General features: G+C 59.4%; 20 protein-coding genes. 11 read left to right on the top strand and 9 right to left on the bottom strand.

The features are described from left to right. Nucleotides 1-59: 59 nt before the first annotated feature. From PseAD21_RS13805 to PseAD21_RS13795, 3 genes are all read right to left on the bottom strand, one after another. The gene (locus tag PseAD21_RS13805) at nt 60-1,460 is read right to left on the bottom strand and encodes a PLP-dependent aminotransferase family protein (protein WP_102356171.1); all 1,401 of its coding nucleotides are present in this window, start codon (nt 1,458-1,460) and stop codon (nt 60-62) included. A 48-nt stretch (nt 1,461-1,508) separates the two neighbouring features. Next, nucleotides 1,509-2,984, bottom strand: a complete 1,476-nt coding sequence (locus PseAD21_RS13800) for a hypothetical protein (protein WP_102356170.1) — start codon at nt 2,982-2,984, stop codon at nt 1,509-1,511. Between the two features lie 546 nt (nt 2,985-3,530). Continuing rightward, nucleotides 3,531-4,553 (bottom strand): zinc-dependent alcohol dehydrogenase family protein, encoded by a 1,023-nt coding sequence (locus PseAD21_RS13795; protein WP_102356169.1) that lies wholly within the window; start codon nt 4,551-4,553, stop codon nt 3,531-3,533. A 270-nt stretch (nt 4,554-4,823) separates the two neighbouring features. Here PseAD21_RS13795 and PseAD21_RS13790 point away from each other — a divergent pair, with 270 nt between their 5' ends. After that, nucleotides 4,824-5,753 carry a LysR family transcriptional regulator gene (locus PseAD21_RS13790; protein ID WP_102356168.1) on the top strand — a complete coding sequence of 310 codons (930 nt, stop codon included), beginning with the start codon at nt 4,824-4,826 and terminating at the stop codon, nt 5,751-5,753. A gap of 75 nt (nt 5,754-5,828) precedes the next feature. Here PseAD21_RS13790 and PseAD21_RS13785 read toward each other — a convergent pair whose 3' ends face one another. Further along, a complete protein-coding gene (locus PseAD21_RS13785; protein WP_102356167.1) occupies nt 5,829-7,007 on the bottom strand; it encodes a sugar transporter in 1,179 nt (392 codons plus the stop codon). Nucleotides 7,008-7,399: 392 nt separating this feature from the next. On the opposite strand from PseAD21_RS13785, the gene PseAD21_RS13780 reads away from it, so the two are divergent. The 10 genes from PseAD21_RS13780 to PseAD21_RS13740 all read left to right on the top strand — a co-directional run bounded on the left by PseAD21_RS13780 (nt 7,400) and on the right by PseAD21_RS13740 (nt 20,109). Next, entirely contained in the window at nt 7,400-7,747 is a 348-nt protein-coding gene (locus PseAD21_RS13780; protein WP_102356166.1) for a hypothetical protein, read from the top strand. Nucleotides 7,748-7,762: 15 nt separating this feature from the next. Beyond that, nucleotides 7,763-8,215 carry a DUF805 domain-containing protein gene (locus PseAD21_RS13775; protein ID WP_102356165.1) on the top strand — a complete coding sequence of 151 codons (453 nt, stop codon included), beginning with the start codon at nt 7,763-7,765 and terminating at the stop codon, nt 8,213-8,215. Between the two features lie 272 nt (nt 8,216-8,487). Next, the gene (gene mexE, locus PseAD21_RS13770; RefSeq protein ID WP_102356164.1) at nt 8,488-9,741 is read left to right on the top strand and encodes a multidrug efflux RND transporter periplasmic adaptor subunit MexE; all 1,254 of its coding nucleotides are present in this window, start codon (nt 8,488-8,490) and stop codon (nt 9,739-9,741) included. Between the two features lie 15 nt (nt 9,742-9,756). Further along, a complete protein-coding gene (locus PseAD21_RS13765; protein ID WP_102356163.1) occupies nt 9,757-12,948 on the top strand; it encodes an efflux RND transporter permease subunit in 3,192 nt (1,063 codons plus the stop codon). Further along, nucleotides 12,945-14,366: an efflux transporter outer membrane subunit gene (locus PseAD21_RS13760; RefSeq protein ID WP_102356162.1), complete on the top strand. Its 1,422-nt coding sequence runs from the start codon at nt 12,945-12,947 to the stop codon at nt 14,364-14,366. The genes PseAD21_RS13765 and PseAD21_RS13760 overlap by 4 nt, the downstream gene beginning before the upstream one ends. Before the next feature lie 266 nt (nt 14,367-14,632). Continuing rightward, nucleotides 14,633-15,688 (top strand): tetratricopeptide repeat protein, encoded by a 1,056-nt coding sequence (locus PseAD21_RS13755; RefSeq protein ID WP_102356161.1) that lies wholly within the window; start codon nt 14,633-14,635, stop codon nt 15,686-15,688. A 140-nt stretch (nt 15,689-15,828) separates the two neighbouring features. After that, nucleotides 15,829-17,331, top strand: a complete 1,503-nt coding sequence (locus tag PseAD21_RS13750; protein ID WP_102356160.1) for an ATPase domain-containing protein — start codon at nt 15,829-15,831, stop codon at nt 17,329-17,331. Further along, entirely contained in the window at nt 17,328-18,998 is a 1,671-nt protein-coding gene (locus tag PseAD21_RS13745) for an ATP-binding protein (RefSeq protein WP_102356159.1), read from the top strand. Before PseAD21_RS13750 ends, PseAD21_RS13745 begins: the two co-directional genes overlap by 4 nt. A 199-nt stretch (nt 18,999-19,197) precedes the next feature. Further along, nucleotides 19,198-19,512, top strand: coding sequence for a hypothetical protein (locus PseAD21_RS30040; RefSeq protein ID WP_256588150.1), 315 nt, complete (start codon nt 19,198-19,200; stop codon nt 19,510-19,512). Nucleotides 19,513-19,515: 3 nt separating this feature from the next. Then, on the top strand, nt 19,516-20,109 hold the full coding sequence (locus PseAD21_RS13740) for a hypothetical protein (RefSeq protein WP_256588149.1): 594 nt from the start codon (nt 19,516-19,518) through the stop codon (nt 20,107-20,109). 82 nt (nt 20,110-20,191) lie between these two features. Here the strand turns inward: PseAD21_RS13740 and PseAD21_RS13735 are convergent, their stop codons facing one another. The 5 genes from PseAD21_RS13735 to PseAD21_RS13715 are packed head-to-tail and all read right to left on the bottom strand — an operon-like array spanning nt 20,192 to nt 26,745. Beyond that, nucleotides 20,192-20,569 (bottom strand): response regulator, encoded by a 378-nt coding sequence (locus tag PseAD21_RS13735; RefSeq protein WP_102356158.1) that lies wholly within the window; start codon nt 20,567-20,569, stop codon nt 20,192-20,194. A 44-nt stretch (nt 20,570-20,613) separates the two neighbouring features. Then, on the bottom strand, nt 20,614-21,828 hold the full coding sequence (locus PseAD21_RS13730) for a hybrid sensor histidine kinase/response regulator (RefSeq protein ID WP_102356157.1): 1,215 nt from the start codon (nt 21,826-21,828) through the stop codon (nt 20,614-20,616). Then, entirely contained in the window at nt 21,822-22,415 is a 594-nt protein-coding gene (locus PseAD21_RS13725; protein WP_102356156.1) for a chemotaxis protein CheB, read from the bottom strand. The genes PseAD21_RS13730 and PseAD21_RS13725 overlap by 7 nt, the downstream gene beginning before the upstream one ends. After that, entirely contained in the window at nt 22,412-23,245 is an 834-nt protein-coding gene (locus tag PseAD21_RS13720) for a protein-glutamate O-methyltransferase CheR (RefSeq protein ID WP_102356155.1), read from the bottom strand. The genes PseAD21_RS13725 and PseAD21_RS13720 overlap by 4 nt, the downstream gene beginning before the upstream one ends. Beyond that, nucleotides 23,245-26,745, bottom strand: a complete 3,501-nt coding sequence (locus PseAD21_RS13715; protein WP_102356154.1) for a response regulator — start codon at nt 26,743-26,745, stop codon at nt 23,245-23,247. The genes PseAD21_RS13720 and PseAD21_RS13715 overlap by 1 nt, the downstream gene beginning before the upstream one ends. Nucleotides 26,746-26,798 lie beyond the last annotated feature (53 nt).

The raw sequence follows: 26,798 nt of genomic DNA, 5'->3' as shown, positions 1-26,798 counted from the left end.
CGCAGTTTACTGGCAGTTTGACCACAGCGCGACGGGATCTATCCGACCGTTTTCAACGTTCATTCCAGAGGTGCCAGCCGCAACGCATCACCCAACATTCCGATTATCCCGACCAGGCCGTGTTCACCCTGCTCCAGCAGGCTCAAACGCAGATGATGGCCGTGTAATCCCTGCAGGCTGAACAGTTCACCCGGCGCAATCAGGACCTGCTGCCTGAGCATGCGCTGAAACACATCGCGCATGTCCACCGGACGCACTGAACGCACCCAGACAGTCGCCCCTCCTTGCGGTTCGACAACCTGCAACGCATCGCCCAAACGCTCGCGCAGCAAGTGGATCATTGGCGTTCGCCGCTCCTTGAGAAGCCGACGAAGCACATGCAGATGCTGGTCGATCCGACCGTTTCGATACAGTCGGGCAATGGCCTTCTGGCGGATGGGCGACAGTCGGAATGATCGCATCAGAAAATGCCGCAGCATCTCGTTCTTCCATTGTCGCGACAAGACGAAACCGTAAGGCGCTTCAATGCCAATGATTTTCTCGAATGTGGAGAAAACCAACAGCCGGTCGGGGTCGAGCCGATCACGCAAGCGCTCGCCATCCGTTGTTTCGCCAAGTTCGCCGTAACAATCGTTTTCCAGAACCCAAGTGCCATGCTCGTGAAGCAGTCTGGCGATGGCGTTGCGGTTATCTGCCGGAACCTGCGTACCGCGCGGCATGCACAGGCCCGAAGACAGGAGCACCAGCCGCACATTCCCGATGTTGAGCTGTGTTTCCAGCCATTGCGGCTCCAGCCCGCCACAGGCCTGCAACGGCAGTTCGATCACGCGCACCTCCGCAGCCTGCAGCATCCGCAATATCACCCAGTCGCAGGGCGACTCGACCAGAACGGTTGCATGCTTGAGCTGTAGAACGGCAACCAGGATTTCCAGCACCCCACGCAAGTCCGCACCGATGTAGACATCTTCGGCGTGCCAGCATTGACTTGGCGAGGTGGTGTAGCGCGCCGCCAGTACAGCGCGCAATTCCAGTTCACCGCAGGGTTGGTCGAGCAACGCTGGCTGGCGGGGGTACTGACGCAACAATTCCCGCTCCAGCAACAACAAAGGGCTGTCCAGCGATTGCACCGAAACCGGATCTTCGGCGCTCAATAATCGCATGCCCGGGCGCCGCGCATTGACGTAGACCGTTTCGAGCAGATCATTGCCAACGGCTGGAGGCGCCAGCGCCACAACCGCCCGGACGTAGTACCCGGACTTGGCGACTGAATAGATCCGCCCTTCCTTCTCCAGCAACGAATAAGCGTATTGAATGGTCGAGATCGATACGTTCAGACGATCTGCCAGCTGGCGCAACGACGGCAGCCTTACATTGCCATCACCGGCCGGTTCTGCAATCAATCGCATCAAGTAGCGATAGACCGCCTGGTAAGCAAACCCCGGTTCCTTTACAGCCTTCATGAACCGGCGACCATGGATACAGATGCACCGAAGGATGGATCACTCACCTCAGCGTTCCGCTGACCGGTCACCCGCGCCGGCATCGAGGCCATCGAGACCCGCCGTGTCGAGTGCAGTTTCCAATACATGCAGGGCAGTCCGACGCATTGGCAAGGGCTCCATGGCATAGAGACGGCTTATCAGCCTGACCGGCAACCCACTGACATCCATCATCCATTGCAGCACTTGTTCCGGGCCGTGCAGCCCCTGCATGGCCCGATGCAATTCGGGCATCGCCACCAGCATGCCAGGATGACAGCTGCGCAGAAAACGCTCCAGACCAGCGCCTCGCTCAATGAACGGCGTGAACAACAGACAGACCCATTGCGCTTCATTGAGACCGTAAGTCTTCTGCAGGCAACTGGCCGCCGTTTCGCGCAGTACTTCGAGCCTCTGTTGATCCCCCAGCCTTGCAATCATTTGTTCGCAAACCGGGTCCAGCACGCGTTTTTGCTGCATGTTCGCCAGCACGCGCTGAACATGTTCCGAGAACCCGGTGTCATAGCTGCGACCGTCAATGAACTCAGCCTCAAGGCCACGTAAATGGGCCTCGACCAAAGGGTCGGCGTATTCACCTTCACCCTGATGGAATGCCCATTCCTCTGCCTGAAACCCAAGAAACTCGCTGAGCAGCGGCCAGCGCTCTTCCAGTTTGCCCACAGCCATGTCGTGGATGTCGACAAACGTCGTGCGACGGCACGCTTCGAACCCGCCTTCCGGGCGCCAGCACAGCCATTCGCATTCGGCATAGAAACCGCGATACAAATCCCCTCCCAACCCATCGAGCAAAGCAAACAACTCGTCAAAGGTCCCGGCATTGGCCGGCAGCGCGCCCAAACCAGCTTTCTGCACGGCCCGATCAAGGTCGTCGATGAATTGTTGCTGGCGACGCGGCGACTCGCTGGCCACCCAGGCATCGACCCCATTGCCCCAGCGTGCAATCTGGCCGCAAAACTCGGCCCAGGCCAGACAGGCGTCAGCCGACAACGCGAGCTTCTCGTCCCCGATCCTTCGATGCCCCATCATCAGAAGGTTGGTGCGATTGGCATCTGCGCTGTCCTTGTCGAGGGGTGCCAGATGATTGAACGGCAATACTTGACGATGATCCACCATCAGCAACTCGACCCTGGGGTCATCGTAAAGAAACAGGGCGCCGAAGCTGCGATGCAGGTTGTCCAGCGCCGCCGACCCCGTCCCGCTCCAGCGCAATGTGGCGACACGCAACTGGAAGGTAGCAGGTGCGCGACCGGCAATACTCAGCTGCGCGGCTCGCAGCAACGCCAGCGTATAGCAACTGTCACGGGTGCCGGACGGTGTCACCATTACCTTGTAGTCACCGATGCGCTCCATTCCCCCGGCGGCGACCACCAGCCGCTGAATCAGCAACTGCAGCGCCGTGCGCTCGGCTCTGGAAAAGAAACTCAGCAATCGCTGCAACACTTGCTGGTAGACATAGTTCATTGCCTGATCATGGATCGTGCTCATCAGTACTTTACCCGGCGTAAAAAATTCATATCGCGCTCCAGCGGTGAGGCAGGCGCAATAAATTCATCAATAAGTAATAGACGATCAAATACTAACACTTATGTTTTTGAAGTTATTTGAAACACATGATGCGACGAAGCCGCCAACCCCACCACAAAATACAACACAACACATTGTATTTATTGGCTTTTTTCTTGTTGAAAAATATCTGAGGAAACTTCTTACAACGTCCCACGAATATTGAGTACAAGAAAAGCAGAACGAGAATAGGAAACCCCCTACAACTCTTAAACAGAAATAGTTGTTCCGTTCATTGAAGGTTTCTTTAAACAGCGCTAAAAAAATAGAATGCACAGACATGGCTCATTCCTTGAGATGAAAGTAATCATTCAATTATCAGGGCTTATAGGGCGATTAGAAGATACAGATAGCGGGCAAAAACCGGTTCAGATGCACACGGGCCAGGCGCCGGGTCTGGCATGTCTCGTGATTCGCAGGGAGTACAACGCAAGAGTCCGTGGGGCCACGGACTCTGATGGGAGGGAGTTACGCGGGTTCGACCTGAAGGGCGACCCGTTCGCGGCACGGGCATTCGTCCATGTAGCGATGTGCTTCAACGAACTCGCTGAACGCAAAGACGCGCGTCTTGAGTGGCAGCAACACGCGGTCGGCAGTCAGCTGGTTGATGTCACGCAGTGCACGTTGCAGCGCGACGTGGTCTTGAGTAATGCCCAGCTCGGGCTTGCCAGTGAAATTGCCGATGCAATGCACAAAGAACTGGATATTCTTCTGGAACGCCGCGCAGGCCGGGAACGGTGTCTGGTTGCCCCCCTGAAGTCCGTACAGGACCAGGCTGCCACGCGGTGCGAGCACATCGCCGAGCAATGACATCTGTGGGCCGCCAAGACCGTCGAACACCACGTCGACGCCACGGTTGTCAGTGATCTTGTTGATGCGCATCAACAGATCTTCTTCCTCGGTGACGATGACTTTCTCCGCCCCCAGGGACAGCAGGTATTCACGCTCATCGGCGGTTTTCGTCGCCGCAATCACCCGCACGCCCATGGCCTTGCCCAACTGGACAAAGGACGGACCAGCGCAATGGCTGGCATCCGTGACCAGGGCAAACTGCCCGGGTTTGACCCGTGCCAGATCGGCGTAGGCAAAATAAGCGATCAACAACGGTGTGTAATGCACGCTGGCTTCGATCGGGCTGAGCACATCTGGATAACGGGTCAACGCGGTACGTGGCAGAACGATTTGCTCGCCATACACCGGATAGTCGTTCGGGCTCTGGGCCGGAAAACTGGCGACTTTGTCGCCAACCGACAGATCGTCGACGCCTTCGCCGACGGCGGTCACCACACCAGCCATTTCATGGCCGAGGCCGGAAGGCAGACGTGCCTGCGACGAGGCCAGATTCTGACGCCAGAGAATGTCGTACCAGCTGATGCCGATCGCTTCGACACGCACCTGCACTTCGCCAGGACCTGGCTGAGCGGCCGCATGCTCTTCGCATTTGAGCACCTCGGCCGGACCAAACTTGTGAAAACGGATCGTGCGGGACATCGCAAACCTCGTCAAAGTAACCTCTAATGCCCTGAACTCTATCTGGGCTTTTGACCCAAGACTATCAGTGGCTATTAATAGTCGACATGCCTGTCATTGATTCCGCAGTATGGGCGGCATCGGCAAAATCCATGAAAAAATCGCGGTAAACGGCTGGCTAAAGCTGAATTTACCGGTGCAGAGTACCAGCCTTTCCCCGTAATATTCATGCCGGCCATTGTTCTCATATGGCCGCTCTCGTCAAGCTTGATGACTCTGCCAGGACTCCAGATGAATCGTAATGACCTGCGTCGTGTCGACCTGAACCTGCTGATCGTGTTCGAAACATTGATGCACGAACGCAGCGTGACCCGCGCCGCCGAGAAACTGTTTCTCGGCCAACCGGCGATCAGTGCGGCGCTCTCGCGCCTGCGCGGCCTGTTCGATGACCCCCTGTTCGTGCGCACCGGACGCAGCATGGAACCGTCCGCCCGAGCGGTGGAAATCTTCGCCCTGCTCTCGCCTGCCCTCGACTCCATTTCCACGGCGGTCAGCCGTGCGGCGGAGTTCGACCCGGCCACCAGCACTTCGGTGTTCCGCATCGGCCTGTCCGACGACGTCGAATTCGCCCTGCTGCCGATGCTGCTCAAACGCCTGCGCGCCGAGGCACCGGGCATCGTCCTGGTGGTGCGCCGCGTCAACTACATATTGATGCCGGGCCTGCTGGCTTCGGGGGAAATCTCCATCGGCGTCAGCTACACCACCGACCTGCCGGCCAACGCCAAACGCAAGGTGCTGCGTCGCAGCCAACCGAAACTGCTGCGCGCCGACACTGTACCCGGCCCGCTCAGCCTGGATGACTATTGTGCGCGTCCGCATGCGCTGGTGTCGTTCGCCGGCGACCTCAGTGGCTTCATCGATGAAGAGCTGGAAAAACTCGGGCGCAAGCGCCACGTGGTGCTGGCCGTGCCGCAGTTCAATGGCTTGAGTACGTTGCTCGCAGGCACCGATATCGTCGCGACCGTGCCGGATTACACCGCTGACGCGTTGACGGCTGCGGGCGGCGTGCGGGCGGAGGATCCACCGTTGCCGACGCGCACGTTTGAGCTGCACATGGCGTGGCGTGGGTCGCAGGATAATGATCCGGGGGAGCGTTGGTTGCGGTCGCGGATTCAGATGTTCTTTGGCGATCCGGACAGTCTTGAACTGCCTGCGCATTAAGCACGCAGTGAAAGAACCAGACCAAGCTGGCGTTCGAATGCAAATGCACCTGTCGGCGAACGCTAGCCCTCAAACTCAAGCCCCAGGCCGGCTGTAGCGATACATCGACAAGCAGTAAAACGACAGCGCCACTGCCGCCAACGTTCCGCCAACCACTCCGATGTAAGCAAAGCCAAACTGACTGCCCACCCAGCTTCCCACCAGTGCCCCGCCGCCGATGCCGATGTTGTAGATCCCTGAAAACAGCGCCATCGCTACATCAGTGGCATCCGGCGCCAGCACCAGGACTTTCGACTGCAGCGCCAGCCCGAAGCCCATGATCGCCATGCCCCAGAACACACTCAGCACGCCGAGGTACGAAACGTTGCCGCTCAAAGGCAATAGCAAAGCCAGGCATAAGGCGAGCACTGACACGCAGATGATCAGAAAGCGCTGTGGGTTATAGCTGTGCAGGTAGCTGAACAGCAGCGAGCCGAAAATGCCGGCGCCGCCGAATAACAACAGCAGCAGCGTCACCACATCACCGCTCATGTTGGCCACGGTCAGAACGAACGGTTCGATGTAGCTGTAGGCGGTGAACTGTGCCGTCACGACCAGCGCCGTCAGAACATAGACGGCCACCAGTGCAGGTCGCTTCAGCAATATGGGCAGGCTCTTGAGCGAACCCGAGTTCTGGCTGGGCAGCAGCGGCAGCACCTTCGCCAGACAGAACACCAGCGCCGCAGCAAAGCCGGCAATCACGATGAACGTGGTGCGCCAGCCCATGGCCTCGCCCAGCAAGCGGCCAAGGGGAATGCCCAGCACCATCGCCAGCGAAGTACCGGTTGCCAGTAAGCCCAGGGCCTGAACCTGTTTGCCCGGTGGCGCCAGGCGCACGGCCAGAGACGCGGTGATCGACCAGAACAACGCGTGCGACAACGCCACACCAATCCGGCTCACCAGCAGCATCCCGAAACTGGTCGCCAGACTCGACAGGATGTGACTGGCGATAAACATCCCGAACAGCACAATCAGCAATTTCCGCCGCTCGACGTTTCTCGTCAGCAGCATGATCGGCAATGACGTCAGCGACACCACCCACGCATAAATGGTCAGCATCAGGCCGACCTGCGCGGTCGACATGTCGAAGCTGCTGCCGATCGAACTCAGCAGACCCACAGGTACAAATTCGGTGGTATTGAACACAAACGCAGCCAGAGCCAGTGCAATTACCGCGTACCAGTTGCCGTTGTTTGTCGCCGTAGAATCACTCATTTAAACGTCGTTTTACTCTTCGATGATCGCGCGCACTCGATCTGTGTCCATCTGTGGGTGTCTTGTGACGCTCTGCGCTGGCGCAACGTTAAGCGGTTGCAGGGGTGCTTCACAACAACAGCCGAAGAATCAGTCACGCGTCGGCCAGCACGCCGATGCCTACCCCACTCACGACCTGTCACTTCGGTAAAGCGCTCGACCATGCCGAAGAAGTAATAGCGTGGCGGATTCGGATGTTTCCTGACGATCCGGACAGCCCTCAGCAAAACTGTATCGGCAAATCCACGCCATCATGATGGCAAAGTGCTAATGACAAATCCGGTAATACAGTTTAACTTACCGCCGCCTCGACCGATGGAGGGTCTGGCATTCGCACTCAGTTAAGGAAAACGATGGCAATGGTCTATTGTCGTGCTTGCGCCAAGGAGCTACACGAAACGGCGCTCACCTGCCCCCAATGCGGGGCTGTCCAACAGGCCTGCGTGCCGCAAACGCGAGCCGAAATACCCTGGCTGGCCATCGTTTCGCTGATCCTCGGGATTCTCAGCGCACTCACCCTGTTTGATGATTCCGAATGGGACAGAGAGGCGATTGTCGGTGTGGGCATCCTCAGCCTTGCGGGCCTCACTTGCGGCATCGTCTGTATCAACCAAAAACACCCGGGAAGAAACCTCGCGATTGCCGGCATTATTTTGTCAGGCCTTGCCGCGTTCGTTTTGTCCTGTCTATCGATTGAATAATTTTAGGGAAAAAATATGAGCATGGTTTTCTGCCGCGGTTGCGCCAAGGAAATTAGTAGTCTGGCCGTGGCATGCCCACAGTGCGGTGCACCTCAGGCAACTCAACCGTCCTATGCAAGCGGCCCCGCCATCACGACGGGCAACCCTTACATGGAAGCGCTGAAGAATTACGCCGTGTTCCAGGGTCGTGCCACTCGCCGCGAGTACTGGATGTTCGCGCTGATCAACCTGGGTATCTGCATTGTCATGGGTGTCCTCGACGCGATGCTCAATACCAAGGGCATCCTGGCCAACCTCTACAACCTGGCAATGTTCCTCCCGAGCATTGCCGTCGGCGCGCGCCGCATGCACGACACCGACCGCAGCGGCTGGTGGCTGCTGCTGCCAATCGTCAACCTGGTGTTTCTGGTGCAAGACAGCCAGCCAGGCCCAAACCGCTTCGGGCCGAACCGTAAAGGTGACAACTGAGTCAGCCTGCAACTGTTGATCGAGACGGCCTTCATGGCCGTCTCTTTGTTTGTGCGACCTGCTTGTGATAAACCCGCGGCGCTTTTACTCGCCACGCAACACACATTTGTCATCAAACAGATTGATAGCCCCCTAACGAAAGGTGCATGCTAGAGGGCTCGAATCGTTCTTATATCATTCCGAATGATAGTTACCTTTGCTTCATTCGATTCGTGCCATCACAGCCCGCCGAGCATCATCCGCCCATCTTCAATACATTGGCGGATGATTCCATGGAACAGTCACTCAAACATTTGCGCTTCCCCTTGGCCATGTTGGCCGTACTGGTGATGAGCGCTTGCGGCAAGACTCCGGAGACTGCCGCCACCATGCCCGCTGCCAAAGTCAGCGTGGCCAAGGTGCTGGAACAACCGGTCAACGAGTGGGACGAATTCACCGGGCGCCTCGAAGCACCGGAAACCGTTGAAATCCGTCCACGGGTCTCCGGCCAGATCGACGAGGTGGCTTTCACCGAAGGCGCGCTGGTCAAGAAAGGTGACCTGCTGTTCCAGATCGATCCACGCCCATTCCAGGCTGAGGTGCGCCGCCTCGAAGCGCTGGTCGCCCAGTCTCGTGCCAACGCCACTCGCAGTGAAAACGAAGCCGGACGCGGTGAACGCCTGCGAGCCAGCAACGCCATCTCTGCCGAACTGGCCGACTCGCGCACCAGCGCTGCACAGGAAGCCCGCGCCGCCGTCGGTGCCCTGCAAGCGCAACTGGATCTGGCCAAGCTGAACCTGAGCTTCACCCGCGTCACCGCGCCGATCAGCGGTCGCGTCAGCCGTGCCGAGATCACCGCCGGCAACCTGGTGACCGCCGACACCACGCCGCTGACCAGCGTGGTTTCTACCGACAAGGTTTACGCCTACTTCGATGCTGACGAGCGCGTGTTCCTCAAATACACCCAGCTCGCCCGTAACGGTCAGCGTGGCGCCACTACCCCGGTGTACATGGGCCTGTCCAACGAAGACGGCAACCCGCACCTGGGTCAGATGAACTTCGTCGACAACCAGGTCAACCCGAAAACCGGCACCATCCGTGGTCGCGCCGTGTTCGACAACAGCGATGGCACCTACACCCCGGGTCTGTACGCACGACTGAAACTGGTCGGCAGCGGCACTTACAACGCCATGCTCATCAACGACGAAGCGGTCGGTACCGATCTGGGCAAGAAGTTCGTGCTGGTGATGGATGCGGACAACAAGACCGTCTACCGCGCCGTCGAACTGGGGCCGAAGATCGAAGGCCTGCGCATCGTCCGTACCGGTCTGAACAAGGACGACACGATCATCGTCAAGGGCCTGCAGCGGGTACGTCCAGGTTCGCCGGTGACTCCTGAAGTGATCCCGATGGCCAGCGAACAAACCATCGCGGCACTCGCTCAACAACGTCAAGCGCTGGAAGCCAGCAACCTGCCCAAAGTCGCCCCTGCCAAAGGCGCGTCCGGTGCGGTTGTGAAGCTGGCTGCTACGACCCCACGCGGTTAAGGGACGACAACTCCGATGAATTTTTCCCAATTCTTCATTTCACGGCCGATCTTCGCAGCGGTACTTTCGCTGTTGATCCTGATCGCCGGTGCGATCTCGCTGTTCCAGCTACCGATCAGCGAATACCCGGAAGTCGTGCCACCGACCGTGGTGGTACGTGCGAACTTCCCGGGCGCCAACCCAAAAGTCATCGGTGAAACCGTGGCTGCTCCACTGGAGCAGGCCATCACCGGCGTCGAGAACATGCTGTACATGTCCTCGCAGTCCACCGCTGACGGCAAGATCACCCTGACCATCACCTTCGCTCTGGGCACTGACCTGGACAACGCGCAGGTACAGGTGCAGAACCGGGTGACCCGTACCGAGCCGAAACTTCCAGAAGAAGTGACGCGCATCGGTATCACCGTCGACAAGGCTTCGCCCGACCTGACCATGGTTGTGCACTTGACCTCGCCGGACAAACGCTACGACATGCTCTACCTGTCCAACTACGCGATCCTCAACATCAAGGATGAGCTGGCGCGTCTGGGTGGTGTCGGTGACGTGCAGCTGTTCGGTATGGGCGACTACTCGTTGCGGGTCTGGCTCGATCCGAACAAGACCGCTTCGCGCAACCTGACTGCCACCGATGTGGTGACGGCGATTCGTGAGCAGAACCGTCAGGTCGCTGCCGGTCAGCTCGGAGCGCCCCCTGCCCCGAATGCCCAGAGCTTCCAGCTGTCGGTCAACACGCAGGGCCGTCTGGTCTCTGAAGAAGAATTCGAGAACATCATCATTCGCGCAGGCGACAACGGTGAAATCACTCGTCTCAAGGACATCGCTCGCGTCGAACTGGGTTCCAGCCAGTACGCCCTGCGTTCGTTGCTGAACAATCAGCCGGCGGTAGCGATCCCGATCTTCCAGCGTCCAGGTTCCAACGCCATCCAGATCTCGAACGAAGTTCGCGGCAAGATGGAAGAGCTGAAGAAAGGCTTCCCGCAAGGCATGGACTACAGCATCGTCTATGACCCGACGATTTTCGTGCGCGGCTCGATCGAGGCGGTGGTTCACACCCTCTTCGAAGCGCTGATCCTCGTGGTGCTGGTGGTGATCCTGTTCCTGCAGACCTGGCGTGCCTCGATCATTCCGTTGGTGGCGGTGCCGGTATCGTTGATCGGTACGTTTGCAGTGATGCACCTGTTCGGCTTCTCGCTCAACGCGCTGTCGCTGTTCGGCCTGGTACTGGCGATCGGTATTGTGGTGGACGACGCCATCGTGGTGGTGGAGAACGTCGAGCGGAACATCGAGCTGGGCTTGAACCCGGTCGAAGCAACCAAGCGAGCGATGCGTGAAGTGACCGGCCCGATCATCGCGACGGCCCTGGTGCTGTGTGCGGTGTTCGTACCGGCGGCGTTCATTTCCGGCCTCACCGGGCAGTTCTACAAACAGTTCGCACTGACCATCGCCATCTCGACCGTGATCTCGGCGTTCAACTCGCTGACCCTGTCGCCAGCGCTGGCCGCCGTACTGCTCAAGAGCCACGACGCGCCGAAAGACCGCTTCTCCAAAGTGCTGGACAAGATCTTTGGCGGCTGGCTGTTCCGTCCGTTCAACCGTTTCTTTGACAAGGCCAGCCACGGTTATGTCGGTACTGTGCGCCGTGTTATCCGTGGCAGCGGCATTGCCCTGTTCCTGTATGCAGGCCTGATGGTGCTGACGTTCTTCGGTTTCTCCAGCACCCCGACCGGTTTCGTACCGGGCCAGGACAAGCAATACCTGGTGGCCTTCGCGCAACTGCCGGACGCCGCGAGCCTGGATCGCACCGAAGACGTGATCAAGCGCATGTCCGACCTGGCGCTGAAACAGCCAGGCGTGGAAAGCGCCGTAGCGTTCCCGGGCCTGTCGATCAACGGCTTCACCAACAGCCCGAACGCCGGCATCGTGTTCGTCACCCTGAAACCGTTCGACGAACGTAAAGACCCGAGCATGTCCGCCGGTGCAATCGCCGGGGCCCTGAACGGCCAGTACGCGAACATTCAGGAAGCGTACATGGCGATCTTCCCGCCTCCGCCGGTACAAGGTCTGGGCACCATTGGTGGTTTCCGCCTGCAAATCGAAGACCGGGGCAACCTGGGCTACGACGAGTTGTATAAAGAGACGATGAACATCATCACCAAGAGCCACAGCGTTCCTGAGCTCGCGGGTCTGTTCACCAGCTACACGGTAAACGTGCCACAGGTCGATGCCGCCATCGATCGCGAGAAAGCCAAGACCCACGGCGTGGCCGTCAGCGATATCTTCGACACCCTGCAGATCTACCTGGGTTCGCTGTATGCCAACGACTTCAACCGCTTCGGGCGCACCTATCAGGTCAACGTTCAGGCTGAGCAACAGTTCCGCCTCGAATCCGACCAGATCGGCCAGCTGAAAGTGCGCAACAACAAGGGCGAAATGATCCCGCTGGCGACCTTCATCAAGGTCAGCGACACCTCGGGTCCGGATCGCGTGATGCACTACAACGGCTTCATCACCGCTGAAATCAACGGTGCTGCGGCTCCCGGCTACAGCTCCGGCCAGGCCGAAAAAGCCATCGAGAAACTGCTCAAGGATGAACTTCCGAACGGCATGACCTACGAGTGGACCGACCTGACCTACCAGCAGATTCTGTCCGGCAACACTGCGCTGTTCGTGTTCCCGCTCTGCGTACTGCTGGCGTTCCTGGTGCTCGCCGCACAATACGAAAGCTGGAGCCTGCCACTGGCGGTGATCCTGATCGTACCGATGACCCTGCTGTCGGCGATCACCGGGGTGATCATCTCCGGCGGCGACAACAACATCTTCACCCAGATCGGCTTGATCGTACTGGTGGGCCTGGCCTGCAAGAACGCGATTCTGATCGTCGAATTCGCCAAGGATAAACAGCTGGAAGGTCTCGATCCGCTGGCTGCGGTACTGGAAGCCTGCCGTCTGCGTCTGCGGCCGATCCTGATGACCTCCTTCGCGTTCATCATGGGTGTGGTGCCGCTGGTGTTCTCCAGCGGTGCCGGTGCCGAGATGCGTCACGCCATGGGTGTAGCGGTGTTCTCCGGGATGCTCGGGGTGACCTTCTTCGGTCTGTTGCTGACGCCAGTGTTCTATGTGCTGATTCGTAATTTTGTCGAACGCGGCGAAGCCCGCAAAGCGGCCAAAGCGCACAATCTTCAACAGCCACTGGAGGCGCAACAATGAGTCTGAAAGTCTTCCTGCCGAGTCTGCTGGTGCTGGCGCTGAGCGCCTGCGCCGTCGGCCCTGACTACAAGACCCCAGCCACGGAGGCGGCCAATATCACGACCGCCACCGACGGCGCTGCCGGGCAAAAGAACTTCGACCGTTCGAAATTCGAAGGCATCTGGTGGCAGCAATTCGACGATCCGACTCTCAACCAGTTGGTGACCCAATCGCTGCAAGGCAACCGGCAACTGCGCGTGGCGTTCGCTCGCTGGAAAGCCGCCCGGGCGATCCGCGACGACGTCAGCAACGATGCGATGCCAACCATCACCAGCCGCGCCAGCAGTGATCTGGCCAAGGGACAAATCCCTGGCCAGACCACCAAACGGGTCAACAGCGAACGCTATGACCTGGGGCTGGACATGGCCTGGGAAATCGATCTGTTTGGCCGCATCCAACGCAACCTGGAAGCCAGCGACGCCGACCAGCAAGCGGCCGAAGCCGACCTGTACCAACTGCAAGTCACCATGATTGCCGAACTGGTGGACGCCTACGGTCAACTGCGTGGCGCGCAACTGCGCGAGAAGATCGCGGTGGCCAACCTGGAAAACCAGCAGGAGTCGCGCAAAATCACCATCAGCCTGCGTGACGCTGGCGTCGGCGATCAACTCGACGTCGAACGTGCCGATGCGCGTCTGGCCTCGGTTGAAGCCAGCGTCCCGCAACTGCAGGCCGAACAGGTTCGGCAGAAGAACCGTATCGCCACCCTGCTGGGTGAGCGTGCGGACAAACTCACCGTCGATCTGAGCCCGAAAGACTTGCCGGCGATTGCCAAGGCCTTGCCGATCGGTGATCCGGGCGAACTGCTGCAACGGCGTCCGGACATCCTCAGCGCCGAACGCAAACTGGCGTCGGCCACCGCGCGGATCGGCGTGGCCAAGGCCGACCTGTTCCCTCGGGTCAGCCTCAGCGGTTTCCTCGGCTGGACGGCCGGGCGTGGTTCGCAGATCGGTTCCTCGGCGGCCAACGCCTGGGCACTCGGCCCGAGCATCACTTGGGCGGCGTTCGATCTTGGCAGCGTGCGTGCCCGTTTGCGCGGCGCCGATGCCGATGCCGAAGGCGCACTGGCGACCTACGAGCAACAAGTGTTGCTGGCCCTGGAAGAATCGGAAAACGCCTTCAGTGATTACGGCAAGCGTCAGCAACGTCTGATCTCGCTGATCCGTCAGAGTGAATCGAGCCGCAAGGCTGCCGATCTGGCGGAAATCCGCTACCGCGAAGGCACCACTGACTTCCTCGTGCTGCTCGACGCTCAGCGCGAACGCCTGAACGCCGAAGACAGCCAGGCCCAGGCCGAAGTCGATCTGTATCGCGGCATCGTCGCGATCTACAAGGCCTTGGGTGGTGGCTGGCAGCCAGAAACGGTCGCCAGCAAGTAAGCGTTTTTCAAGAGCTCCTTTGGTTGGCCGCAACCAACCAATTTTTTGCCCCGTGTATCATTCGGTCGCGGGGCTTTTTTGTGCCTGCCCCTGCAGGAGTGAGCCTGCTCGCGATGGCGCCGGATCAGCCAACTTGCAGGGGAACTGGCATAGCGCATTCGCGAGCAGGCTCGCTCCTACAATTGATCGGCTTGCGAATTTGACTCAACGGCCAAGCTGACCGAAGCTTGCCCCTCTGCTAAAGAACACCCGTTCACGGAAATCGCATGCCTCAGTCCCGCCGCTACCTGCTCATCAGCCTTGGCCTCGTGCTGCTCATCGTCGTTGCCTGGTTCTCCCTGCGTTCCACCGCCCCGGTGGTGCCCGAGGCGATCAAACGCGGCTACAGCGAAGCCCTCACGGCGGCCCGTTCCGGTCAGCCGGGGGCGGCGCGGCAGTTGTATCAACAGCTGGGGCGCCCGGATCTGTCGGTCAAGCGCAGTGTCTGGCTGCTGGCCGAGCTGCCCAACTACCCAAGCCCGCAAGCCCTGAAACTGGCCGACGCGCATCTGCAGAATGAAGCGCCCGAGGTGCGCCTGGCAGCGATTCAGAGCGTGGTGGGACTGGTGCCCGGCGGACAACGCAGTCTGTTGCTCGGGCCGATGCTGGAGGATGAAGATCAAACCGTGCGTTTTGCCGCGATCAACGCTCTGCTGGGTCTGACGCCGGATGAGCTCGGTCTGTATTTCGCCCCGCTGCAGCAAGCAATCGATGGCTGGGAGCAGGTGCTCACCGGCCAACCGGAAAGCGCCGCCACCTACGCGCAACTGGCGCGCCTGTATCTGCACAACGCTGAACTCAAACAGGCCCAGCAAGCGCTCGACAACACGCTGCGTCTGGAGCCGGGAAACCTTCAGGCGCTGGTGATGCAGATCGATGTCCTCGACCGTCAGGGCCAGAGCGACGCTGCTCGCCAATTGCTTGCCAAACAACTGCAGAGCCAACCCGATTCCGCCTACCTGCAGCACGCACTGGGTCTGTGGCTGTTGCACCACGGCCAGCGCGAGTTCGCCCTGCTCGGCTTGTCCAAAGCGGTCGAACTCGAGCCGGACAACAAGGACTACCGCTACGACCTGGCGACCACCCTGCACACGGCCGAAGAACTGGAAGCGGCACAAAAGCAGTTGCAGGAAGTCGTGCAGCGCCACCCCGCCGACCGCAAGGCCCGGGTGTTGCTGATCAATTACTGGAAGGAAAGCGGCCAGTTGCAGAACGTGCAGATTCTGCTGGCGCAACTGGAGCAGATGAACCCTGACGACCCGGTCTTGCAACAAGGGCTTTGAGCCTCAGCAGTTTTCATCAATGACATTTTGATATCGAAACCTCGGAACCGTCATGACCCGCAGCGGTCAAGTAATCAGGTAGTGCACAACGGCTTGTACAGCCTGCTGCCTCGATTCCCCTAGTCATGAGAGGGCATTCTTTGTCTACGTCCAACGAGTTGATCAGTGCAAAAGCCGCCACCGGCATTGCCGGCCTGGATGACATCCTGGCCGGCGGTCTGTCCCGAGGCCACGTGTTTTTGCTCGAGGGTGAACCCGGTACAGGCAAAACCACCGTCGCGTTGCATTTCCTGTTGGCTGGCGCGCGCGCCGGTGAACGCTGTCTGTACATCACGCTGTCGGAAACCGAGCGTGAGCTGCGCCAGGGCGCACTGTCCCACGGCTGGGAGCTGAACGAAAACATTGAAATCTTCGAGCTGACGCCGCCGGAAAGTCTGCTCAACGCCGAGCATCAGCAAAGCCTGCTGTACTCCTCCGACCTTGAGCTGGGCGAAGCCACCAAGCAGATTTTCGAAGTGGTCGAGCGCTTCAAGCCGACCCGCGTGGTGCTCGACAGCCTGTCGGAGATTCGCCTGCTGGCGCAAAGCTCGCTGCGTTACCGTCGACAGATTCTGGCGATCAAGCATTACTTCGTACGTTACCACGCCACGATCCTGCTGCTTGATGACCTGACCGCCGAGTCCCTCGACAAGACCGTGCACAGCGTGGCCCACGGGGTCATCCGCCTCGAAGAACTGACCCCCAACTATGGTGCCGAGCGCAGACGCATCCGGGTGATCAAGTATCGCGGCCAGAAATATCGCGGCGGCTTCCACGACTTCACCATCATGGGCGATGGCATCCATGTCTTCCCTCGACTGGTGGCCGCCGAACATCGCGGCGACTATCCGCGTTTGCAACTGACCAGCAATATCAGGGAGTTGGATGCGTTGCTCGGCGGTGGTATCGAAACCGGCTCCAGTACGCTGATCCTCGGCCCGGCGGGTACGGGCAAATCGCTGATCTCTATGATCTTCGCCGCCGCCGCAGTCTCTCGTGGCGAAAAAGCCGCATTGTTTATCTTCGATGAAGAGCTGGGCCTGCTGTTCGAGCGCATGAAAAACATCGGCATCGACCTCAAGGCCCTGCAAGCCACCGGCAACCTGCTGATCGAGCAAGTGGACGCTGCCGAGCTGTCCCCTGGCGAGTTCTCCCACCGGGTAAGACGCTGCGTCGACGACAGCGACATCAAAACCGTGGTGATCGACAGTATCAACGGCTATCAGGCCGCGATGCCGGAAGAGAACGCGTTGGTGCTGCACATGCACGAGTTGCTGCTGTATCTGAACCGCAAAGGCGCGGCGACCTTCATGACCGTCGCCCAGCATGGTCTGGTGGGCGACATGCAGGCGCCGGTCGATATCACTTATCTGGCCGACACGGTGATTCTGTTGCGTTACTTCGAAGCCATCGGCAAGGTCCGCCGGGCCATTTCCATCATCAAGAAACGTACCGGCAGTCACGAGTCGACAATCCGTGAATACCGCATCTCAACCCAGGGCATGACCATCGGTGAACCGCTGGAAGCCTTCCAGGGCGTGCTGCGCGGCGTTCCGACCTATCTCGGCGCGAGCAATCCGCTGCTGCGGGAAGAAGGCTTGTGACAGTCACCGTGCCGCTGTCGGAACGGGCGCTGATTCTGGCGCCCATGGGTCGTGACAGCCAAGTGGCCCTGATGATCCTCAATGAAGCCGGATTTGGTGGAATGATCGCCACTGATCTGGGGGCGTTGTGTGCCGAGCTGGAGCCCGGTGCCGGACTCCTGCTGATTGCCGCGGAAGCCCTGCGCGGACCGGAACTGGAAAGGCTGTTGCTGTATCTGGAGCAACAGCCGGCCTGGTCGGATTTGCCGATCATCCTGCTGACCCACCACGGAGGCCCGGAACAAGGCCCCTCCTCGCGCCTGAGCAAATTGCTGGGCAACGTCACCTTCCTTGAGCGCCCGTTTCATCCGGCAACCCTGATCAGCCTGGTCTCCACGGCTTTGCGCGGGCGACGACGACAGTACGAGGCGCGTGACCGCCTGATCGATCTGAGTGAAAGCGAACGCCGCCTGCAATCGACCCTGGAAACCCTTGAGCAACAGGTCGAGGAACGTACTGCGCAACTTCGGCACAACGAAGAGGCACTGCGCCAGTCGCAGAAAATGGAAGCGGTCGGCCAGCTCACCGGTGGCATCGCCCACGACTTCAACAACATGCTGACCGGGATCATCGGCAGCCTCGAACTGCTGCGCCGGCGGCTGGCGCGCGGCCGCACCGATGACCTCGACAGCCTGATCGATCTGGGCGTGACTTCGGCCAACCGTGCTGCCGGCCTGACCCACCGTTTGCTGGCCTTTTCCCGCCGGCAATCGCTGGACTCCAAAGCCGTGCAGATGAACACGCTAGTGCTGTCGATGGGCGAGTTGCTGCAACGCAGCCTGAACGAAAGCATCCAGTTGGACATGCGCCTGAACGACAATCTGTGGGTGGCCGAAGCCGACCCCAATCAACTGGAAAGCGCCCTGCTCAACCTGGTGCTCAATGCCCGCGATGCCATGCCCGATGGCGGCAAACTGGTGGTCGAGACTACTAATCAGGTGCTTGCCCGAGACTTCACCGAGGCCTATACCAACCTCGAACCCGGCGATTACGTGATGCTGAGCGTCACCGATAACGGCAGCGGCATGCCGCAGAGCGTGATCAACCGCGCGTTCGATCCGTTTTTCACCACCAAGCCGATCGGCCAGGGCACCGGACTGGGCTTGTCGATGATTTATGGCTTCAGCAAACAGTCCCGAGGTCACGTCTCGATCGACAGCGAAATCGATCAGGGCACCACGGTCAAACTGTACTTGCCGCGTTTTCGTGGTGAAGAACTGGAGCATCCGGTTTCCGATACCCAGCAGGCCCCGGAAGCGCTGGACGGCGAAACCGTGCTGATCGTCGAAGACGATCCCGCCGTGCGCGTACTGGTCAGCGCAGTGCTCAGTGAGTTGGGTTATGCGTTTGTCGAGGCCAGCGATGCCGACGGCGCGGTGCCGATTCTCAACTCGGCGCAGCGCATCGACCTGCTGATCAGTGACGTCGGCCTGCCCGGCATGAACGGCCGGCAACTGGCGGAAATCGGCCGGCAGTACCGACCTGGGCTGAAGGTGTTGTTCATCACCGGTTACGCGGAGCACGCAGCGGTACGCGGTGGCTTTCTCGACCCGGGGATGCAGATGATCACCAAGCCATTCACCTTCGACCTGTTGACCGCCAAGGTCCGCGAGATGATCCGAGGCTGACGCCCGAACATGGCAGAACAACTGAAGTTCATCAGCGGCCAACTGCTCAGCATAGGCCGCTTTTTCATGGTTGAAACCTGTCAACTCTGACAGCTATCCATCTGCAGTCACCCTTGCTTGAATCGCTGAGAAAGGTGCTCCGTCCTTATCAAGGGAAGCCGTGCCTGGTTGGCACGTGAGCGAAACAAAGGAAGGCACGATGAACAGAAATCTTGCACTGATATTGATGCTGGCACTGTCGTTGGCGGGGTGCTTGCCCCCCGAACAGGCACAGGTCAAAACCGACAGCGGGATCAGCGTCGCGAGTGCGACATCCAGTACGGCACAAACTGGCCCGCAGGTCGCCGCGAACCTGACGGCGCAGTACAACGATGTGCGGGTCAATTGTGGCTCAGCTTCGATGCCGGCATTTCTCTGTCGCGGGATCATGCTGCGCTCAACCGTTCCTTCCACGGCTTACAAGGCCTGGAACCCCAGCCCTCATTCTCAAACCAGTGGCGGTGTGCCCTTTTAATTCTTGAGCAAAGACGCCAAGTTCACGGGACTCGTGTTCGGTCAGAAGAATGGCTTTATTTTTTTCCCGGTGCTATCACGCCCCACCGGCACACGGCAAATTGAAGTGCTTTGCTCCTATCCACTTGATGGCGCCACGCAATTGAGAATTGCGCCCGGTTGTGGCGCGCATCCCTATTCACCTGATCGCAGTCGACGCTGCCAGACCATTGGCATAACCACAGCCGAAGGCTGGCTAGCCAATCGTCAGGCGAATAGCTGGAATATTTGCAGTTTCGACGTACGCGACTCCATGAACCATCTGGGCGCGGACTCTTTTTACCAGACCATTCGTGCTCATCAGCTGGGCGGCTTTTTTGCCGGTCAACATGACTATATTGAGCTGATTCTGGCGACCTGGCCGCAAAACATTCCGAAAGAGCTGCCGATTCAGGCGTTCTTTTATCTGGATGGAGGATTGGCCGGGGCGCAGTTTGACCAAAACGATTTTTTCAATTCGACGGGCGGCAAGGTTGTGCCGATTATCAAGATTAACCTGCCACGCGCCGCCAACGCCGATGCGCAGTTCATATATAACCAGGCAGACCAGGTCAAATAACGGTTCGGAAACAATTGGCTGCAGCTGCCAGAAGGATGAAAGGAGTCACTGGATGTGCGTCGGCATTGCGCCGACGCACGCTTCAGGCCAGCAATTCCTGAATCTTCTCCTGCAGCACGTCCAGATCGAACGGCTTTTCCAGGATCGGCGCCTTGAGCGTGATCGGGCTGCCGGTCTCGCGGATTTCCTGCGGATAGCCGCTGATGAAAATCACCTTCAGATCCGGGCGCAACTTGACCGCCGGTTCAGCGATCTGCACGCCGGAGATCCCGCCCGGCAGACGGAAATCGGTGATCAACATGTCCAGATGCGGCTTGCTCGCGAGAATCTCGAACGCCTGCTCGCCGTTTTCGGCCTGCAACACGCGATACCCCTGCCCTGACAAATAATCGGTCAGGACCATCAAGATAACCGGTTCGTCCTCGACGACGAGTACTACATCTTGTGCATCTACGCTCATGGGAAGCCTTTGTTCGGTCAATAGCTGCTGATACGACCGTGCGGTCACTCAGAGGTTGCGTCGGATGTGCCGTTTTCCTGGATTGGCAGACAAACGCGAAACAGGGCGCCTTCGTTGATTTGACTCTCGACGACGATGGAACCGCCATGGGCGGCGACGATCTGCTCGGAAATGAACAGACCCAGTCCGAGACCAGCCACTACCGTCTTGGCGGAGACCCGTTCGAACTGCTGAAAAATACGTTTCTGGTTCTCTTCACTGATGCCGATGCCACGGTCCTGAACCTCGACCCGCGCTTCGTCGCCCTCACGATACACGCGCACCTGAATCGGGCTGCGACCACCATAACGCAAGGCGTTGGTCAGCAGATTGGACACCACCTGCTCGATGCGGAACTCATCCCAATGCCCCTCCACCGGCTCTGGCGCGGTGAAGCTGACTTCAGTCTCGGCCGCTTCCATTTGCTGGGCAAAGTTCTGCAGCAGATTGCCCACCAGTTGCGACAGATCAAAACGATTGGGCCGGATCGACAGCTTGCCGGTGCGAATCCGCGAGACGTCGAGCATGTCTTCGATCAGACGGATCAGGCTTTTGATCTGGCGCTCATCGCGGTCGACCATCGCGTGCATCTTGTCGAGGGTAAACGCGGCGGCGTTGTCCCGCGCCAGGTGCATCTTGCGCAACTGGGTTTCGAGTATCAGGCCATTGAGCGGCGTGCGCACTTCGTGGGCGACGATTGACATGAAGTCATCGCGCATCCGCACCGCCTGCTCCAGCTCAAGCTGTGTGCTCTGCAGTTGTTGCAGCAGCGCTTCCTGCTCGCGACGGGCCTGCTCCAGGGCTTCGACCTGTTGCTTCATGGCCTTGCTCTGGCGGTACAGGTCGACGAACACATTGACCTTGCTCTTCACCGCGTGGATGTCCAGCGGCTTGTGCAGGAAGTCCACCGCCCCGCTCTCGTAGCCCTTGAACGCGTAGTTCAGTTCACGGCCGGCGGCGCTGACGAAAATGATCGGGATGTTCTTGGTTTTCTCGGTGCCGCGCATCAACTCGGCAAGTTCGAAGCCGTTCATCCCCGGCATCTGCACGTCGAGGATGGCCATGGCGAACTCGTGTTGCAGCAACAGTGACAGTGCTTCGTCCGCCGACAGCGCCTTGTAGACGGTGCGGTCTTCGCGTTTGATCAGTGCTTCGAGAGCCAGCAGATTCTCCGGCAGATCGTCGACGATCAGCAATTTGGCCTGGATATTACTCAGCATGCGATTCGTTCCAGCTCGACAAGCAGACGGCCGATGCCGTTAATGGTTAGGACATGATCCGGCTGCTGTACCTTAAGTGCAGCCAGTGGCATGGTGGCGACTTGCGCCTCTTCGGGGTCCTGGACGATGGTCAAACCACCGCAGCGTTTGACTTGCGCCAACCCGCGCGCGCCATCGTGGTTCGCGCCGGTAAGCAGTACAGCGGCCAGTGATTCCCCGTAGGCGTCAGCTGCCGATTCAAACAGGTAGTCGATCGAAGGCCGGGAATAATGCACGCGCTCTTCAAGGCTCAGTGAAAGGCTGCGATCCTGCTCCACCGACAGGTGGTAACCCGGTGTCGCGAAATACAGGTTGCCGGCCACTATGTCCTGTTTGTCGACAGCCTCGTGCACCGGCATTTCCACGCGCCGGGCGAAGACCTCGGCCAATTGACTGCGGCGCTCTTCGGGCAGGTGCAGGACAACAATGATCGGCAACACATAGCCTCGGCGCAGCGGCCCGAGCAGGCTCAACAGCGCCTCAACGCCACCAGCGGAAGCCCCGACCACAATCGCCTCGACGCGAGGTAAATCCACGGCCTCGTTCATGTTTTGCGGTAGATCCGTTCTTGTTTCACCAGCGGCTCGAACTGGTTTGCATAACTGGAAAAATCCAGCGTCTCTTTGCTGCCAAGCACCAGAAAGCCGCGATGGCAAAGCGATTCATGGAACAGACCGAACGCGCGGTCCTGCAGCTTCTTGTTGAAGTAAATCAGCACATTGCGGCAGGAAATCAGCTGCGTTTCGGAGAACACGCTGTCAGTCGCCAGACTGTGGTCGGCAAAGGTCACGTTCTCACACAGGCTCTTGTCGAAAATCGCGTAGCCGTACGCAGCCGTGTAGTAATCGGCGAAGGAGCGCTGGCCGCCGGCCTGCTGGTAATTGGCCGTATAGGCGCGCACGTTTTCCATCGAGAAAATCCCTTGCTTGGCCTTGTCCAGCGAGCGCGGGTTGATGTCGGTGGCGTAGATGATGGTGCGTTCGAGCAGGCCTTCTTCGCGCAGCAGGATCGCCATCGAATAGACTTCCTCGCCCGTGCTGCACCCGGCGATCCAGATCTTCAGCGACGGATAGGTGCGCAGCAGCGGCACCACTTCCTTGCGGATCGCCAGAAAGTGCGACGGATCGCGAAACATCTCGCTGACCGGGATCGTCAGCAACTGCAGCAACTGCATGAACGCGGTCGGGTCATGCAGGACTTTTTCCTGCAACGCCGAAATGGTCGCGCATTCGAACTGACTCAAGGCGTGCTGCACCCGGCGCTTGATCGAAGCGCCCGAGTAATCGCGAAAATCGTAGCTGTACTTGAGGTAGATAGCCTCGATCAGCAACCGCAGTTCGATTTCGCTGTTGCGCTCCACGGAATGACTGCTTTCCACTAAATGCGTTCCATCTTCGGTAACCACACACGAATCAACGAGAACAAGCGATCCAGATCGATGGGCTTGGCCAGGTAATCGTTGGCGCCCGCCTGCAGGCAGCGCTCCTGATCGTCCTTCATGGCCTTGGCCGTCACCGCGATGATCGGCAGCTTGCGCCAGCGCGGATCCTTGCGGATTTCAAGGGTGGCTTCAAAACCATCCATTTCCGGCATCATCACGTCCATCAGCACCAGATCGATGTCCTCGACTTCATTCAACCTGTCAATCGCCTCACGACCATTACGGCCGATCACCACGACGGCGCCCTTGTGCTCCAGCGCGCTGGTCAGGGCGAAGATGTTGCGCACATCGTCGTCCACCAACAGCACCTTGCGACCTTCAAAAACCTTGTCGCGGCTGCGCGCGGTCTTGAGCATCTTCTGCCGTTCATGGGACAACTGCGATTCGACTTTGTGCAGAAAAAGTGTCACCTCATCGAGCAGGCGTTCCGGCGAACGCGCGCCCTTGATGATGATCGAGCGCGAATACTTGCGCAGCTCGGCTTCTTCATCGCGGGTCAGGTTGCGCCCGGTGTAGACGATGACCGGCGGGAACGAGCAGATATCCTCGGTGGACATACGCTTGAGCAGATCGTTGCCAAGCATGTCCGGTAATTTCAGGTCGATCACCATGCAGTCGTAAATCGTCGTGCGCAGCTTCTCCAGCGCCTCCTGCGCCAGGCCGACCGCGGTAATTTCGATGTCGTCGTCACCGATCAGGCGGGCAATGCTTTCGCGTTGCAGATCGTCATCTTCGACCAGCAGCACGCGCTTGACCTTCTGGGTCAGCTTGGCTTCCAGACGGGCGAATACATCCTTCAGTTCTTCGCGAGTGGTCGGCTTGACCGCATACCCGATGGCACCCATGTGCATGGCTGCCTCGACACGATCTTCAACGGAAATCACGTGCACCGGGATGTGCCGGGTTTCGGCGTGTTCTTTCAAACGTTGCAACACGGTCAGCCCGGAATGATCCGGCAGGCGCATGTCGAGCAGTATCGCGTCCGGCACGAACTCGCGGGCCAGGTCATAACCTTCATCCGCGCCATGGGCGACCAGACACTGGTAACCCAACTCATGGGCCAAGTCATAAAGGATGTGAGCGAAATTCGGTTCGTCTTCCACCACCAGGATGCAGCGGGTGGCGAACGGGGCCTTGCCACGGTCATCGGCAAAGCGCGGGATGTGCACCGGGACCGTTGGCGACACTGCGATCGATGGCGGCGCAACCGGGGCCGGCGCCGAAACCGGCGGCGGCGTAAAGGTCAACGGTGTGCGCAGCGCATCACCCTGTTCACTGTATTGCTGCGGCAACACCAGCGTGAACACGCTGCCCTGCCCCGGCGTGCTGCTGACACTGATCGAGCCGCCGAGCAAGGCCGCCAGATCCCGCGAGATCGACAGGCCCAGGCCGGTACCGCCGTACTTGCGGTTGGTGGTGCCGTCGGCCTGACGGAACGCTTCGAAGATGCTTTCCTGCTGATCCGTCGCGATGCCGATGCCCGAGTCGCGCACAATGAAAGCGATCTGCTCGTTCGGCTGAGCGCTGATGGTCAGGCTGACCGTACCTTTCTCGGTGAACTTCACGGCGTTGGACAGCAGGTTCTTGATCACCTGCTCCAGACGTTGGCGATCAGTGAACAGCATGGCCGGTGCACCCGGTTGCAGATCGACGCTGAACGTCAGTTGCTTGTCCGCCGCCAGCGGTTCGAACACGCTGCGCAGCCCGTCCGCCAGGCGCGCGACGCTGGTGTTTTCCGGGATCACTTCGAGCTTGCCGGCCTCGACTTTGGAAATGTCGAGAATGTCGTTGATCAGGTTCAGCAGGTCGTTGCCGGCGGAATAGATCGACTCGGCGAACTTGACCTGCTCGGCACTCAAATTGTCGTGCTGGTTCTCCGCCAGCAACTTGGCAAGGATCAGCGAACTGTTCAACGGCGTGCGCAGTTCGTGGGACATGTTGGCGAGGAATTCGGACTTGTACTTGCTCGAACGCTGCAGTTCTTCGGCGCGCTCTTCGAGTTGTACCTGAACCTGATTGAGCTCGGTGTTCTTCAGGTCCATGGCGTCGCGCTGCTCGGCCAGGGTCTGCGCCTGCTCGGCCAGTTGCTCGTTGGTCTGTTCCAGCTCGACCTGTTGGATTTCCAGATGCGCCTGGGACTCCTTGAGAATCCGCGACTGCTCTTCCAGTTCTTCGTTGGCAGTCTTGAGTTCTTCCTGCTGCACCTGCAGCTCTTCGTTGAGCTGCTGGGTTTCGGCCAGCACTTCTTGCAGGCGCTGGCGATAACGCGCCGCTTCGATCGAAGTACCGATATTGCCGGCAATCAGTTCGAGCAATTCAACATCGCGCTGAGTCAGCGGACGCAAGAAGCCCAGTTCGATCACGCCGTTGACCCGGTCGTCATCACTGGTCGGCACCACCAGCACGCTGCGCGGCAGGCCTTCACCCAGACCGGAGCTGACCTTGAAGTAGTCCGACGGCACTGAATCGAGGCGAATCAGGCGTCCTTCTTGGGCCACCTGACCGACAATGCCTTCGCCACTGTAGATCGACTGATTCTGCTCTTCCTGCTCGCGGGAGAATCCGTAGGACGCCACCCGCTTGAGGCCGCCGTGCTCTTCGCGCACATACAGCGCTGCCACCGCGGTGCCCAGGTACTGTGCGCAGAACTGCAAGATGTTGCGCCCCAGCAGATTGAGCGTCAGTTGCCCCAGCACCTGCTCGGCCAACTCGGTCTGACCGCTGCGCATCCATGCCTGACGCTCCAGACGCTCGGCGCTGGCTTGCTGCGCGGCCAGGGTGGCGCTGTAGCTTTCAGACAGACTGACCAGATCACGCCGGCCGACATACGCCAGCAAACCACTGATGCCGGCAATGAACAGCAGATACAGGGTGATGCTCCAGATCGTGGTGCGGCGCACGTCTTCGTTGCGCGTGGCGCGCAACTGCTGCTCCATGTCGATCACGTCTTCGTACTGTTTACGAATTTCATCGGTCAGGCGCTTGCCTCGGCCGGCCTTGACCGCAGCCTTGTAGTCGCCGCTGGAGCGCTGCAGATCGATCATCGATTGCGCATAGTTGCTCCACTCGGTCTGCAACGCCTGCAAACGCCGCAAGCGGTCGGTCTGCACCGGGTTGTCGGCGGTCAGTTCGAGCAACGTGTCGAGCGCCACGTTGATCCGCGGCTTGGCGGTCTCGTACGGGTCGAGAAAGTGCTCGTCGCCACTGAGCAGGAAGCCGCGCATGCCGGTTTCCAGATCCACGGTGAGTTTCACCGCCTCGTTGGCGTTATTGATCACCCGGTCAGTGTGCTCCACCCACTGGATCACCGACAGTAGATAGCTGATCAGCGAGACGAAGAACACCGCACTGATAGCACCAACACCCAGCGGCAGGCCGATGTTACGGGTCAGGAGCTTGCGGAAGCGGCGTTCATCAACCGAGGACGGAGAGGACATGGGGCAGCCTTGTCAAACTGTTGAAACCGGGGAGTTTGCCCCAAAACAGCGTT

It is taken from the genome of Pseudomonas sp. AD21, assembly GCF_002878485.1.
In the GTDB taxonomy this organism is placed as follows: Bacteria; Pseudomonadota; Gammaproteobacteria; order Pseudomonadales; family Pseudomonadaceae; genus Aquipseudomonas.
The sequence above is the reverse complement of the archived record's forward strand: the minus strand, read 5'-3'. Positions and strand labels throughout refer to the sequence as shown.

Bases quoted from the DNA above. Each gene is read 5' to 3' on its own strand.
- PseAD21_RS13805 (WP_102356171.1), bottom strand. From the start codon at position 1,460: ATGAAGGCTGTAAAGGAACCGGGGTTTGCTTACCAGGCGGTCTATCGC.
- PseAD21_RS13800 (WP_102356170.1), bottom strand. From the start codon at position 2,984: ATGAGCACGATCCATGATCAGGCAATGAACTATGTCTACCAGCAAGTG.
- PseAD21_RS13795 (WP_102356169.1), bottom strand. From the start codon at position 4,553: ATGTCCCGCACGATCCGTTTTCACAAGTTTGGTCCGGCCGAGGTGCTC.
- PseAD21_RS13790 (WP_102356168.1), top strand. From the start codon at position 4,824: ATGAATCGTAATGACCTGCGTCGTGTCGACCTGAACCTGCTGATCGTG.
- PseAD21_RS13785 (WP_102356167.1), bottom strand. From the start codon at position 7,007: ATGAGTGATTCTACGGCGACAAACAACGGCAACTGGTACGCGGTAATT.
- PseAD21_RS13780 (WP_102356166.1), top strand. From the start codon at position 7,400: ATGGCAATGGTCTATTGTCGTGCTTGCGCCAAGGAGCTACACGAAACG.
- PseAD21_RS13775 (WP_102356165.1), top strand. From the start codon at position 7,763: ATGAGCATGGTTTTCTGCCGCGGTTGCGCCAAGGAAATTAGTAGTCTG.
- mexE (WP_102356164.1), top strand. From the start codon at position 8,488: ATGGAACAGTCACTCAAACATTTGCGCTTCCCCTTGGCCATGTTGGCC.
- PseAD21_RS13765 (WP_102356163.1), top strand. From the start codon at position 9,757: ATGAATTTTTCCCAATTCTTCATTTCACGGCCGATCTTCGCAGCGGTA.
- PseAD21_RS13760 (WP_102356162.1), top strand. From the start codon at position 12,945: ATGAGTCTGAAAGTCTTCCTGCCGAGTCTGCTGGTGCTGGCGCTGAGC.
- PseAD21_RS13755 (WP_102356161.1), top strand. From the start codon at position 14,633: ATGCCTCAGTCCCGCCGCTACCTGCTCATCAGCCTTGGCCTCGTGCTG.
- PseAD21_RS30040 (WP_256588150.1), top strand. From the start codon at position 19,198: ATGAACAGAAATCTTGCACTGATATTGATGCTGGCACTGTCGTTGGCG.
- PseAD21_RS13735 (WP_102356158.1), bottom strand. From the start codon at position 20,569: ATGAGCGTAGATGCACAAGATGTAGTACTCGTCGTCGAGGACGAACCG.
- PseAD21_RS13730 (WP_102356157.1), bottom strand. From the start codon at position 21,828: ATGCTGAGTAATATCCAGGCCAAATTGCTGATCGTCGACGATCTGCCG.
- PseAD21_RS13725 (WP_102356156.1), bottom strand. From the start codon at position 22,415: ATGAACGAGGCCGTGGATTTACCTCGCGTCGAGGCGATTGTGGTCGGG.
- PseAD21_RS13715 (WP_102356154.1), bottom strand. From the start codon at position 26,745: ATGTCCTCTCCGTCCTCGGTTGATGAACGCCGCTTCCGCAAGCTCCTG.